Source organism: Bradyrhizobium sp. (assembly GCF_030693485.1).
Lineage (GTDB): Bacteria > Pseudomonadota > Alphaproteobacteria > Rhizobiales > Xanthobacteraceae > Bradyrhizobium.
Genome location: NZ_JAUYAN010000225.1, coordinates 1 through 11,453, shown reverse-complemented (window position 1 = coordinate 11,453; position 11,453 = coordinate 1). Strand labels below are relative to the sequence as shown.

Below are 11,453 nucleotides of genomic sequence, written 5' to 3'. Positions count from 1 at the left end.
TAGAGCGCCGCGAGGGCGAGGACATGCGCCGCACCCCGCTCAGCCGCGAATGGGCCGATCGCGGCCTTGCCCCGGGCTGGCAGGCGATCAACGGCAACAAGCGCAGCCTGACGCTCGACCTTTCAAAGCCGGAGGCGATCGCCATCGTCAAACAACTCGCCGGCCTGGCCGACGTAGTGATGGAAAACTTTCGTCCCGGCGTAATGGACAGGCTCGGCATCGGCTACGCCGCGCTTTCAGGGATCAATCCGAAACTGATCTATTGCGCCGTCTCCGGCTTCGGCCAGACCGGCCCGGAACGGTCGGGCGCCGGCTATGACGGCAAGATCCAGGCGCTGTCGGGCATCATGGCGATCACCGGCCACGAGGAGACCGGACCGACGCGCGCCGGTTTTGCCGTTTGCGACGTGCTGTCAGGTGCGACCGCCGCGTTCGGCATCTCCAGCGCGCTGTTCCAGCGCACCCATACCGGCAAGGGCCAGCTGGTCGACGTCTCGATGCTGGAGGCATCGCTGGCGTTTCTGTCGGGACAAGTGGCGGACTACACCGTCGCCGGCCATCGTCAGCAACTCTCCGGCAACCAGGCCGTCAGCCGCCGGTCGACCGCCAATCTGTTCAAGGCGGGCGAAGGTTATTTGCTGCTCGCCGTCAACAGCGAGAAGCAATACCGCGCGCTGATGACGGCGCTCGGCCGGGCCGACGCCCTGGAAGACCCGCGCTTCGCCGACTGGTTCGCGCGGCAGGAGAACGAGCCGGCGCTGCGTGGCATCATCGAACAGGCGCTGGCAAAGAAAGATCCGCGCGAGTGGGAGAAGATCCTGGAGGCGGCAGGCGCGCCCTGCGCCAGCATTTGGAAGATCGAGGAGGTGATCGATCACCCGCAGATCGCGGCGCGCGGCGCCATTCAGGAAATCGATACGCCCTATGGCCGGCTGCGCTTCGCCGGCAGCGGTTTTCAGCTCGCCCATGGCGGCGGCCGGCTCGACACCATGGCGCCCGAACTCAGCGCCCACACCGACGAGGTGCTGGCCTCGCTCGGCTACGGCGCCGACGCGATCGCCGATCTGCGCGCGCGTGAGGTGGTGTGAGCGGCGGTTTTCTTCTTACCTCTCCCGCTTGCGGGGGAGGTCGCCGCGCAAAGCGCGGCGGGTGGGGGAATTCTCTCCGCTTGCGCCGGAGTATGTCGAGAGACCCCCACCCCAGCCCTCCCCCGCAAGCGGGAGAGGGAGCGCAGCGGCGGAATTCCGTTCAGCAATCCGACTTCACCACCTGTGAAAAATGAAGAACGCGCCTGCCGCGATCAATGCAAAACCCACTCCGTGGTTCCAGCCCAGCGGCTCCTTCAGGTACAGCACCGAGAAAGCGGCGAACACGATCAGCGTGATCACCTCCTGAATGGTCTTGAGCTGCGCCGCCGTATAGACCTCGCTGCCCCAGCGATTGGCCGGCACCGCGAGCCAGTATTCGAAGAACGCGATGCCCCAGCTCACCAGCACGACGGCCGGCAGCCAGCTTTCCTTGAATTTGAGATGGCCGTACCAGGCAAAAGTCATGAAGACATTGGAGGCAAACAGCATCAGGATCGGCAATACGGCTGGCGAAATGGTGGTCATGAATGTCCTCTCGAAATATCCGAAGGTCCAACACATCAGCGCAGAACCCGTTTCTCGGACAATCGAATAACATTTGAATAAAGGGTTCGGAAATCCGCTCTTGCCGGATCAACCGCATTTTAGGCATGCAACGGGAAATTCCACCGCTGTTGCAACCATGCGTCATGCTGCGGCCGTTATCCCTCGGGGCAACGAGAGCGAGCGAGCATGCAGTTCGACTGGCGCGCAGTTTGCGGTCCGGCTCTGACGATGGCGACGGCGTTGATCGCCTTCGTCGTCGACCGCACGCTGGTTGCCGTTCCCAATCCCGCGCCGCTGTTCGTCTGCATCGTGGCTTTCGCGGCCTCGATCTCCGGCACCGCCTCCGGGCTGACCAGCGCCGCCATCGCCGTGGCCGCGTCGGCGCTGTTCTTCCTCAACCACCGCGCCACGCCCGGCTACGACATGTCGGACCTGGCCCGCATGCTGCTGCTGGCGCTCACGGCGGCCGGCACCGCCATCATGACCGGCCATTTGCGCCGGAAATGGATCGACGCCTTCGCCTCGCAGCGCCGACATCACGCCACCGCGGAACGGCTGCGGGCGGCGCTCGACCAGGTCGACATCGGCATCGTGCTGCTCGATGCGGACACCCGCGCCGAATTCATCAACCGCGCCTTCCGCCATTATTTTTCGCTACCCGACGAAAAGGCCGACTCGAAGCCGCCCTTCATCGCGCTGATGTATCATGGGCGCGATACCGGCGCCTTCGAGCTGCCGGAGGACGAGTTGAGTCACTTCATCGCCGGACGCACCGAGATGATGCGATCGGGCGATTCGACGCCGATCAACATCAAGCTGCGGGATGGCGAGGTGCTGCGGTTCAGCTGCACCGCATTGCCCGACGGCGGGCGAATGCTGAGCTATACGCCGGTGACCGACCTGGTGCGCCATACCGACGATCCCGTCGGCGCCGATTACTACCGCTCGCTGCGCGGCGGTGGCGACCGCGATCTCGCCCGGCATTTGCGCGCGGCGGAGTAAACCGCCGAAGAAGCCCTGTGGATAAGTCCTGCTGTCACGGCAGCGTAACAAAGCCCGGCTATGTTCCACCTGCGTCTGATCAGGGCCCCCCGTCACGGATCATACGCCCCCAGCGGTCCCCGTCAGTCGCCGCGTCTGACCGGGGCCGCATTTTTTTGTGATACCCGCGATCGCGATCGCAAGGCGATCACGCGCAACACCGTACGATGATCGTTGCGGCGCATGGCATAGCGGCACTTCGCGGCGCAACATCGGCGCATCTTGCGGGCCCGGTGCGCGCAGGCCACAATGCAAGCCCGCTTCGCGCCCCCACCGCACAGGATCGTTCCATGCATATTCGCAATCTCGGCGGCTCCGGCCTGCGCGTCTCCGCCGTCGGCCTCGGCTGCAACACTTACGGCCAGCGCACCGACCTGGAAACCTCGCGCAAGGTGATCCACAAGGCGATCGACCTCGGCATTACGCTGTTCGACACCGCCGACATCTATGCCGGGATGGGCGGCTCCGAAACCGTATTGGGCGAAGTGCTCGGCGACCGCCGCAAGGACATCGTGCTGGCGACCAAATATTCCAAGCCGATGAGCCAGGACGGCACCAAACAGGGCGCCTCGCGGCGCTACATCATGTCCGCGGTCGAGGCCAGCCTGAAGCGGCTGAAGACCGACTGGATCGACCTCTACCAGCAGCACGATTACGATCCGCTGACGCCGATCGAGGAAAGCCTGCGCGCGCTCGACGACCTCGTGCGGCAGGGCAAGGTACGCTACCTCGGCAACTCGAATTTCCCGGCCTGGCGCATCGCCGAGGCCGAACTGCTCGCGCGGCAGATGGGCGTCAACCGGTTCGTGTCTTGCCAGGACGAATACAGCCTGGTGATGCGTGACATCGAGAAGGACCTGCTGCCGGCGGCGCAGGAATACAAGCTTGGGCTGTTGCCGTTCTTCCCGCTGGCCAGCGGCCTTTTGACCGGCAAGTACCAGCGCGGCGCCGCCGCCCCCGCCGACACGCGTTTCGCAAAAGCCCCCGCGCTCCGCGACCGCTACGTCACGCCGCGTAACGAGGACATCGTCGAGAAGCTGCAGGCGTTCGCCGACAGACGCGGTCACACCATGCTCGAACTGGCGTTCTCCTGGCTGGCGTCGCGTCCGCAGGTATCGAGCGTGATCGCCGGTGCCACCCGCGTCGAGCAGGTCGAGCAGAACGTCAAGGCGATCGGCTGGATGCTCACCGCGGAGGAGATCGCGGAGATCGACGGGATTACGAAGGGGTAGATGACAAACCAGCCAGCGACCCTCCCGCCTACCTCGCGCCGCCTCGCCTGCGCCGGCTGCGGCACGGAGTTCTCGTGCAGCCTGTCGGGGCCGTGCTGGTGCAGCGAGGAAGCCGTGCGCCTGCCGATGCCGTCAGACGGCAGCGATTGCCTGTGCCGGGATTGTCTGCGCAAGGCGGCGGCACCGACCGCGGCCGCCGGATAGGCGACGCCCTACTCTACCGGTCCGGCGTATCACTCCGGTGGTCAGTCTTGATATAGAACAAGCCGCCCTGGTCCATTCCGCGTTTAGTTTACCCATTGACGCGCGCGGGAGGTCATCATGTTCGTGGTCCGCCTCAAACGGCCCAATGAGGATTTCGATTTCAAGGCGTTCGCCTCGGGCGACGCCGCGTTGGCCCGCTTCAGGACGGCCCAGCGGATGATGATCGATGGCGAGGTGGAGGAATGCGCGCTGTTCGAGGCGCGGGCGGCCGACGTCGCGGGCGCGATAGCCATGATCAACGAGGGCAATGCTGCGCTGATCGAATCCAATCTGGACTCCGACGCCCCGGCGCAAGCCTCCGCAGCGGCGACGCGCGACGGGAGACCGTTACGATGAATACCCTGACCAAACTGGCGCTCGGCGCCATGGGGAGGTTGCGGCCCAAACCGGCGCAGGGCGATGCCGTGCCGAAGATTGCGCTGCCCGCTCCCGACAAGGCCGGCGGCATGCCGCTGATGGAGGCGATTGCGAAGCGGCGATCGGGGCGGGAATTCTCGCGCAGGGAATTGCCGCTGCCGATGCTCTCCAGCCTGTTGTGGGCCGCCAATGGCGTCAACCGCCCGGACGGCGGACGCACCGCGCCTTCGGCGATGCATGCGCAGGAGATCGACATCTATGTCGCACTGCCCTCCGGCGCCTATCGCTACGACGCAGCCGCCAACGAATTGCAGCTGGTCGCGGGCAGCGATCTGCGGCGCGTGACGGGCTACCAGGACTTTGTCGACGAGGCGCCGCTCGACCTCGTCTACGTCGCCGACCACGGCCGCATGATGCTGGTGCCGGTCGCAAGCCGCGAGAGTTTTGCGTCCGCCGCAGCCGGCGCGATCGCACAAAACGTCTATTTGTTCGCCGCGGGCAACGGGCTCTCTGCTGTCATCCGCGCCTGGATCGATCGCGAGGCGATCGCCAACGCGCTGGGGCTGCAGCACGACCATCAGGTGCTGCTGTCGCAGACGGTCGGTTTTCCCAAGGGCTGACCGGCGCCAGGATCTCGCGCCGGCGGCCATCGGTCATGGACCGGCGATAGCGCGCTTCCGCCGCGCGGGCAGTGCCGCCGCCGTCAGGGAACGCGCCGCTTCGCCGGCAGTCTCCATATAGGAGGCATCACGATGCAGCAGAACGACGGCGAATGATCCGTCCAGCAGCAGCAGGATCTGGCGGGCCAGCCGCAATCCCTCGCCGATCCCCCCGGCTTCAAAAGTCACGCGCAGCCAGTTTTCGAACTTCTTCTTGTGCGCGGCGCCGATCCTGATCGCGGGATGGCCGGGCATATTGGCGAGTTCGGCCGAGGTGCGCAGGAACCCGCAGCCCTTCCATTTCGGATGCCGCGCCGAGCGGGCGAGGTTGCGAAAGATGCCCTCGACCTTGTCGGGCAATCCGCCTTCGGTCTCGGCGAACCAGCGCTGGAACAGCGCGAGATTGGGTTGATCGCGAGCGGCGAGGTAGGCCGCGACGAGGTCGTCCTTGCTCCGGAAGTGATAATAGAGCGTACGCTTGGTGAGCCCGGCCCTGGCCGCCACCGCGTCGACGCTCACGCTCTTGATGCCGTCGCTATAGAACAGCTTGCTGGCCGCGGCGACGATGCGTTCACGGGTCTCGGCAGGAGGTCGCACCATGACCCCGATGTATACCGACCAGTGAATATACACAATGGTGGACGTCTCCTAGGTTGCTCCCGGTGGATTCTGGGAGACGAAACATGTCCGATGTAGTGCTGCTCGACGTCCGTGACAGGATCGCCCTTGTCACGCTGAACCGGCCTCAAAAGCTCAACGCACTGAACTACGAATTGATCGACCGGCTGATGGCACTGCTGGACAGGATCGAGGTCGATGCCGGGGTGCGCGCCGTCATCCTGACGGGTGCTGGCGACCGCGCCTTTTCCGCCGGCGCAGACATCCCCGAATTTTCGGCAAGCGTTCGCCGCGGCATCGAAACGGCGGTCCGTGACTTCGTCCGGCGCGGCCAGGCCATGACGTCGCGGCTCGAAGCCTTCCGGAAGCCCGTGATCGCCGCAGTCAACGGCATCGCGTTCGGCGGCGGCTGCGAGATCACCGAGGCCGTGCATCTGGCCATCGCAAGCGACAAGGCGATGTTCGCCAAGCCGGAGATCGCCCTGGGCATGCCGCCGACCTTCGGCGGCACCCAGCGGCTGCCGCGGCTGGCGGGCCGAAAGCGCGCGCTTGAGCTGCTGCTCACGGGCGAACCGTTCGCGCCGTCGCGCGCCCTTGAAATCGGGCTGGTCAACAGCGTCGTGCCGCATGACGAGCTGTTGCCGGCCGCCCGCGACCTTGCCGCGCGGATCATCCGCCATTCGCCGCTGGCGATCGGCGGCATCATCACCGCCGTGACTCGCGGCCTGAACATGGGGATTGCCGAAGGGTTGCAGATCGAGAGCGAGCAATTCGCACGCATGGCGCCGAGCCACGATCTTGGCGAAGGCCTCGCCGCCTGGATCGCGCGCCGGCCGCCGGTCTACAGCGGCAGGTGACGGTGGCGCTACCTCACCACCGCCGCGGTCTGACCGTACAGCACCCGGCGCTCTTCTTCGGTACGGTTCACCGGCTGGCCGAAATTCGGATTGATCTCCTTCGCCATGGCGTAGGCGCGCTGCGTCGCCGGCCGCTCGCGGATGGTCTCGAGCCAGCGCTTCAGATGCGGAAAGTCGTCGATGTTCTGGTCCTGGTTCTTGTAGGGCACGATCCAGGGATAGCTCGCCATGTCGGCGATGGAGTATTCGCCGGCGATGAATTCGCGATCGGCCAGCCGCTTGTTGAGCACGCCGTAGAGCCGGTTAGTCTCGTTGACGTAGCGGTCGATGGCGTATTTGATTTTTTCCACGGCGTAGTTGCGGAAATGATGGTTCTGTCCGGCCATCGGGCCGAGTCCGCCCATCTGCCAGAACGTCCACTGGATCGCGTCGTAACGCCCGTAGAAGTCGGCCGGCAGGAATTTGCCGGTCTTCTCGGCGAGGTACAGCAGCATGGCGCCGGATTCGAAGATCGAGATCGGCTTGCCCCCACCCTTGGGCTCGTGATCGACCATCGCGGGGATGCGGTTGTTCGGCGAGATCGCCAGGAACTCCGGCTTGAACTGTTCGCCCTTGCCGATTTGGACGGGGAAGATCTTGTATTTCAGCCCGGTCTCTTCGAGGAACATCGTGATCTTGTGGCCGTTCGGCGTGGTCCAGTAATAAAGATCGATCATGGGGCGTTCCTGTCCTGCTCGCGGATCTCGATTTGGATGCGATTGCATGAGGTTCACCGCAGCGCCTGCGCGGAGTCAATGGCGGGCGTTTGGCATCGCGGCGAATTGATCGCCGCGCTGGCTAGGTGTCTGCATCCCGAAGCGGCGCATCCGGAACATGGCGCGTTCGCCTGAGAATGCCGCGCTTCGGTGCGAACAGGAAGGCCAGGATGAAGAACGAGGCCTGGGTCAGCACGATGCAGGCGCCGGTCGCCCCGTCGATGTGGAAGCTGATGAGCGTCCCTGATGCCGCCGACACGGTGGCGGTAGCGGTCGCGATTACCAGCATCCGCTCGAAACTGTCGGTCAGGAGATAGGCGGTGGCGCCCGGCGCGATCAGCATGGCAATGACCAGAATGATGCCGACCGCCTTCAGGGAGGCAACGATGGTCAGCGACAGCAGCACCAGCAGGCCATAATGCATGACCCGCACGGGCAGACCGATCGAACGGGCGTGGTTGGGATCGAAGCAATAGAGCAGCAGATCGCGGCGCTTGACCAGCACGACGAGCAGCGTGCCACCGGCGACGATGGCGGTTTCGATCAGGTCCCGCACGGTCACACCCAAGACATTGCCGAACAGGATGTGCATCAGATGCTGGTCGGTATCGACCTTGGTGAAGATGACCAGCCCGAGCCCGAACATGCCCGAGAACACGATCCCCATCACCGTGTCCTCCTTCACGCGGCTGTTCTCCTTGAGGTAACCGGTCAGCAGCGCGCAGGAGAGGCCGGCCGCGAAGGCGCCGAGCGCCAGCGGCAGGCTCAGCACATGGGCGAGCACGATGCCCGGCAGCACGGCATGCGAAATCGCGTCGCCCATCAGCGACCAGCCCTTGAGCACGAGGTAGCAGGACAGCACCGCGCAGACCGCCGCCACCATCACCGACACCAGCAGCGCCCGCTGCATGAACGGATAGGCCAGCGGCCCCGATATCCATTCGACCACGCTCATCATGCTTCGGCCTCCACGACGGCGAGACGGCGGCGGCGCGCGGCAATCACGCCGTGCCTGGGTGCGAAGATGAAGGCCGCGATGAACAACAGCGTCTGCAGCGTGACGATGACGCCGCCGGTGGCGCCATCGAGGAAGAAACTGATGTAGGCGCCGGCGAAGCTTGTGACCATGCCGAGCGCGACGCTGATCAGGATCAGCCGGCCGAAGCGATCGGTGAGCAGATAGGCGGTGGCGCCGGGGGTCACGACCATCGCGATGACGAGGCAGGCGCCGACGGTCTGCAGCGCCGCCACCGTGCAGGCGCTCAGCAAGGTGAAGAACACGATTCTGAGTGCCCTGGTATTGAGCCCGATGCTGCGGGCGTGGTTCTCATCGAAGAACGTCACCATCAGGTCCTTCCAGAGCACCGTCAGGATGGCGAGCGAGACCGCCGCGATGATCGCGACCTGGACCACGTCCTCATCCGAGATCGCCAGGATGTTGCCGAGCACGATGGTCTGGATGCTGACCGAGGTCGGCCAGATCGACGCCATCAGCAGGCCGAGCGCGAACAAGGTGGTGAATACCAGGCCGATGACGGCGTCCTCGCGCAGGCGCGAATTCAGCTTGACGAACTGCATGCCGCCGGCAGCCAGGAGCCCGGCAAAGAAGGCGCCGACCGCGAACGGCGCCCCGACGATATAGGCGGCGGCGACGCCGGGCACGATGGAATGGGCCAGCGCGTCGCCCATCAGCGACCAGCCCTTCAGCATCAGATAGGCCGAGAGGAAGGCGCAGACGCCCCCGACCAGCGCGCTCACCCACATCGCTTTCAGCATGTAGCCGTAGCTGAAGGGGGCCAGCATTTCGGCGAAAAAGGCGTCCATGTCAGTCCGGCTTCGTATGGTTGAGGCCGCCGGCCCGGTCGCCATAGAATACCACCGGCCGCTCGTCGTCGGTGAGCACCGTGAGCCGCCTGCTGTCGGCGTCGTCATGCAGCGCGGTGCCGCCGAGCTGGAAGTTGCGCAGCACGCCGCCGAAGGCGCGCTCGAGATTTCCCTGCGTGAAGACTTCCGCCGTCGGGCCGGATGCCAGCACCGTGCGGTTGATGAGAACGACCTGGTCGCAGAACTCCGGCACGCTGCCGAGATTATGGGTCGAGACCAGCATCAGGTGGCCGGCGGCGCGCAGCTCGCGCAGCAGGCTGATGATGGCGGCCTCGGTCTTGACGTCGATGCCGGTGAAGGGCTCGTCCAGCAGGATGATGCGGCCCTCCTGCGCCAGCGAGCGCGCCAGGAACACGCGCTTCTTCTGACCGCCGCTCAACTCGCCGATCTGGCGATGACGGAAGGCGCTCATGCCGACGCGCTCCAGCGCCTGGTCGACCTTGTAGCGATCGGCGCGCGAGGGCATCCGCAGGAAATTCATGTGTCCGTAGCGGCCCATCATGACGACGGTTTCGACCAGCACCGGAAAATTCCAGTCGACGTCCTCGCTTTGCGGCACGTAGGCGACGATGTTCTTCTTCAGCGCTTCGTTGACCGTAAGGCCGCACAGCCTCACCTCCCCCGCCGCCGGCTGCACGAAGCCCATGATCGCCTTGAAGATGGTGGATTTCCCGCTGCCGTTGACGCCGACCAGCGCGCAGATCGTGCCGGGGTCGAGTTCGAACGAGGCGTCATGCACCGCGGTCAGGCCGTTGGCGTAGCTCACCGTGAGATTGCGCACGGAAATGCTGGAGCCGGGCGTCGCCCTGTCCGGCGCAATGCCGGTGAACGGCGCGGATGCATTCACTTGCCGAATCCCTTCGCAATCGTCTCGACGGTCACATTCAACAGATCCAGATAGGTGGGAACCGGACCACCGGCGGCACTGAGCGAGTCGACATATAGCACGCCACCATAGCGGGCGCCGGTCTCGCGCGCGACCTGTTTGGCGGCGCGGTCGGAGATCGTGCTCTCGCTGAAAACAACTGGAATCCTGTTCTTGCGCACGAGGTCGATCACCTTGCGGACCTGCTGCGGCGTGCCCTGCTCGTCGGCGTTGATCGGCCACAGATAGGCTTCGCTCAGCCCGTAATCGCGCGTCAAATAGCTGAATGCGCCTTCGCTCGATACCAGCCAGCGCTGGCCCTCGGGGATGGCGGCGAGCCGTTTGCGCAGGGGCTCGTCGAGCGCCTTGATCCGCGCCGAATAGGCCGCGGCGTTGCTGGTATAGGTTTCCGCATTGGCCGGGTCGTATTTGACCAGCGCCTTGCGGATGTTCTCGACATAGATCAGCGCGCTGGCCGACGACATCCAGGCGTGCGGATTGGGCTTGCCGCTGTAAGGTCCTTCGCTGATCCCCATCGGCTCGATGCCCTCGGTGACGACCACGCTGGGCCCCTGCCTGACGTTCTCGAAGAACTTCTCGAACCAGCGTTCGAGGTTGAAGCCGTTCCACAGCACGAGGTCGGCCGCCTGCGCCCGCACGATATCGAGCGGCGTCGGCTGGTAATCGTGGATCTCGGCGCCCGGCTTGGTGATCGATTCCACGATCGCCTTGTCGCCGGCGACGTTCTGCGCGATGTCCTGAATGATCGTGAACGTGGTCACGACCCGAAATGGCTTGCGCGGCGCGGTCTGCGCCTCTGCCGGAACGCTTGAGACCGCGCCGGCGAACGCCGCCGCCAACACGGTTACCAGGAGCCGCCGGCTCATCGGCTTCAACTTCATTTCCTGTTCTCCAGATCCGCGCGAACCGCGACAGCCTTCCCGTGCTGTTGCGACTTAGTCGCAAAAAGATTGCGCTCCGGCGCCGCCTGTGTCAATCTTAATTGCGAGCCATTCGCAAATAGGGATTTTGCCGCGAGAATGTCAGGTCATGTCAAAGAGTTCGGCGAAGTACACCCTATTTTTGCAATTAAGTCGCAGTTGCAGAAATCGCACTCCGCGTGCCGCCATGCCGGGCGAAAACTGTTGGCTGCCGGCCTGGTCCTGACCGCATCGTCCATGATCGAGGCAGCCGCAGAACCGTCCGACGGAATCCCGGTCCCGTCGATCGCAACGAGTTTGCCTGCCAATGGCGACCCGGCCGGCCTTCGCAAATGGCTCAGCGAAC

14 protein-coding genes and 1 pseudogene are annotated in these 11,453 nt (G+C 64.8%); 8 read left to right on the top strand and 7 right to left on the bottom strand.

Annotation, left to right across the window (positions count from 1 at the left end; all coding sequences use genetic code 11):
- Positions 1 to 1,088 (top strand): CaiB/BaiF CoA-transferase family protein (locus Q8N40_RS16680; RefSeq protein WP_305712585.1); only part of this gene is annotated, 1,088 nt, incomplete at its 5' end.
- A gap of 174 nt (positions 1,089 to 1,262) precedes the next feature.
- Here the strand turns inward: Q8N40_RS16680 and Q8N40_RS16675 are convergent.
- A complete protein-coding gene (locus Q8N40_RS16675) occupies positions 1,263 to 1,613 on the bottom strand; it encodes a DMT family protein (protein WP_305321536.1) in 351 nt (116 codons plus the stop codon).
- A gap of 207 nt (positions 1,614 to 1,820) precedes the next feature.
- Between Q8N40_RS16675 and Q8N40_RS16670 the strand changes: the two genes are divergently transcribed.
- The 5 genes from Q8N40_RS16670 to Q8N40_RS16650 all read left to right on the top strand — a co-directional run bounded on the left by Q8N40_RS16670 (position 1,821) and on the right by Q8N40_RS16650 (position 5,148).
- On the top strand, positions 1,821 to 2,636 hold the full coding sequence (locus tag Q8N40_RS16670; RefSeq protein WP_305712584.1) for a PAS-domain containing protein: 816 nt from the start codon (positions 1,821 to 1,823) through the stop codon (positions 2,634 to 2,636).
- Positions 2,637 to 2,965: 329 nt separating this feature from the next.
- Complete coding sequence (locus Q8N40_RS16665; protein WP_305712583.1) at positions 2,966 to 3,907, top strand: aldo/keto reductase; 942 nt, start codon at positions 2,966 to 2,968, stop codon at positions 3,905 to 3,907.
- On the top strand, positions 3,908 to 4,111 hold the full coding sequence (locus Q8N40_RS16660) for a cysteine-rich CWC family protein (RefSeq protein ID WP_305321539.1): 204 nt from the start codon (positions 3,908 to 3,910) through the stop codon (positions 4,109 to 4,111).
- A 117-nt stretch (positions 4,112 to 4,228) separates the two neighbouring features.
- Positions 4,229 to 4,507, top strand: coding sequence for a hypothetical protein (locus Q8N40_RS16655; RefSeq protein ID WP_305321540.1), 279 nt, complete (start codon positions 4,229 to 4,231; stop codon positions 4,505 to 4,507).
- Positions 4,504 to 5,148, top strand: a complete 645-nt coding sequence (locus Q8N40_RS16650; RefSeq protein ID WP_305712582.1) for a nitroreductase family protein — start codon at positions 4,504 to 4,506, stop codon at positions 5,146 to 5,148. Before Q8N40_RS16655 ends, Q8N40_RS16650 begins: the two co-directional genes overlap by 4 nt.
- A gap of 33 nt (positions 5,149 to 5,181) precedes the next feature.
- Here Q8N40_RS16650 and Q8N40_RS16645 read toward each other — a convergent pair whose 3' ends face one another.
- Positions 5,182 to 5,787 carry a TetR/AcrR family transcriptional regulator gene (locus Q8N40_RS16645; RefSeq protein WP_305712581.1) on the bottom strand — a complete coding sequence of 202 codons (606 nt, stop codon included), beginning with the start codon at positions 5,785 to 5,787 and terminating at the stop codon, positions 5,182 to 5,184.
- Between the two features lie 83 nt (positions 5,788 to 5,870).
- On the opposite strand from Q8N40_RS16645, the gene Q8N40_RS16640 reads away from it, so the two are divergent.
- Positions 5,871 to 6,662 (top strand): crotonase/enoyl-CoA hydratase family protein, encoded by a 792-nt coding sequence (locus tag Q8N40_RS16640; RefSeq protein WP_305712580.1) that lies wholly within the window; start codon positions 5,871 to 5,873, stop codon positions 6,660 to 6,662.
- Positions 6,663 to 6,670: 8 nt separating this feature from the next.
- On the opposite strand, the gene Q8N40_RS16635 is transcribed toward Q8N40_RS16640, so the two are convergent.
- The 5 genes from Q8N40_RS16635 to Q8N40_RS16615 form a co-directional block, all read right to left on the bottom strand.
- Entirely contained in the window at positions 6,671 to 7,378 is a 708-nt protein-coding gene (locus Q8N40_RS16635; RefSeq protein WP_305712579.1) for a glutathione binding-like protein, read from the bottom strand.
- A gap of 121 nt (positions 7,379 to 7,499) precedes the next feature.
- Complete coding sequence (locus tag Q8N40_RS16630; RefSeq protein WP_305321545.1) at positions 7,500 to 8,375, bottom strand: metal ABC transporter permease; 876 nt, start codon at positions 8,373 to 8,375, stop codon at positions 7,500 to 7,502.
- On the bottom strand, positions 8,372 to 9,241 hold the full coding sequence (locus Q8N40_RS16625) for a metal ABC transporter permease (RefSeq protein ID WP_305712578.1): 870 nt from the start codon (positions 9,239 to 9,241) through the stop codon (positions 8,372 to 8,374). Before Q8N40_RS16625 ends, Q8N40_RS16630 begins: the two co-directional genes overlap by 4 nt.
- A gap of 1 nt (position 9,242) precedes the next feature.
- Positions 9,243 to 10,148: a manganese/iron ABC transporter ATP-binding protein gene (locus Q8N40_RS16620; protein WP_305712577.1), complete on the bottom strand. Its 906-nt coding sequence runs from the start codon at positions 10,146 to 10,148 to the stop codon at positions 9,243 to 9,245.
- Positions 10,145 to 11,068, bottom strand: coding sequence for a metal ABC transporter substrate-binding protein (locus Q8N40_RS16615; protein WP_305712576.1), 924 nt, complete (start codon positions 11,066 to 11,068; stop codon positions 10,145 to 10,147). The genes Q8N40_RS16620 and Q8N40_RS16615 overlap by 4 nt, the downstream gene beginning before the upstream one ends.
- A gap of 138 nt (positions 11,069 to 11,206) precedes the next feature.
- Here Q8N40_RS16615 and Q8N40_RS16610 point away from each other — a divergent pair.
- Positions 11,207 to 11,453 (top strand): annotated as a pseudogene (locus tag Q8N40_RS16610) (hypothetical protein); the annotation flags it as partial.

What these genes read in the sequence shown, in the direction of transcription:
- Q8N40_RS16675 (WP_305321536.1), bottom strand. Translation starts at nt 1,613, where the DNA reads ATGACCACCATTTCGCCAGCCGTATTGCCGATCCTGATGCTGTTTGCC.
- Q8N40_RS16670 (WP_305712584.1), top strand. Translation starts at nt 1,821, where the DNA reads ATGCAGTTCGACTGGCGCGCAGTTTGCGGTCCGGCTCTGACGATGGCG.
- Q8N40_RS16665 (WP_305712583.1), top strand. Translation starts at nt 2,966, where the DNA reads ATGCATATTCGCAATCTCGGCGGCTCCGGCCTGCGCGTCTCCGCCGTC.
- Q8N40_RS16660 (WP_305321539.1), top strand. Translation starts at nt 3,908, where the DNA reads ATGACAAACCAGCCAGCGACCCTCCCGCCTACCTCGCGCCGCCTCGCC.
- Q8N40_RS16655 (WP_305321540.1), top strand. Translation starts at nt 4,229, where the DNA reads ATGTTCGTGGTCCGCCTCAAACGGCCCAATGAGGATTTCGATTTCAAG.
- Q8N40_RS16650 (WP_305712582.1), top strand. Translation starts at nt 4,504, where the DNA reads ATGAATACCCTGACCAAACTGGCGCTCGGCGCCATGGGGAGGTTGCGG.
- Q8N40_RS16645 (WP_305712581.1), bottom strand. Translation starts at nt 5,787, where the DNA reads ATGGTGCGACCTCCTGCCGAGACCCGTGAACGCATCGTCGCCGCGGCC.
- Q8N40_RS16640 (WP_305712580.1), top strand. Translation starts at nt 5,871, where the DNA reads ATGTCCGATGTAGTGCTGCTCGACGTCCGTGACAGGATCGCCCTTGTC.
- Q8N40_RS16635 (WP_305712579.1), bottom strand. Translation starts at nt 7,378, where the DNA reads ATGATCGATCTTTATTACTGGACCACGCCGAACGGCCACAAGATCACG.
- Q8N40_RS16630 (WP_305321545.1), bottom strand. Translation starts at nt 8,375, where the DNA reads ATGATGAGCGTGGTCGAATGGATATCGGGGCCGCTGGCCTATCCGTTC.
- Q8N40_RS16625 (WP_305712578.1), bottom strand. Translation starts at nt 9,241, where the DNA reads ATGGACGCCTTTTTCGCCGAAATGCTGGCCCCCTTCAGCTACGGCTAC.
- Q8N40_RS16615 (WP_305712576.1), bottom strand. Translation starts at nt 11,068, where the DNA reads ATGAAGTTGAAGCCGATGAGCCGGCGGCTCCTGGTAACCGTGTTGGCG.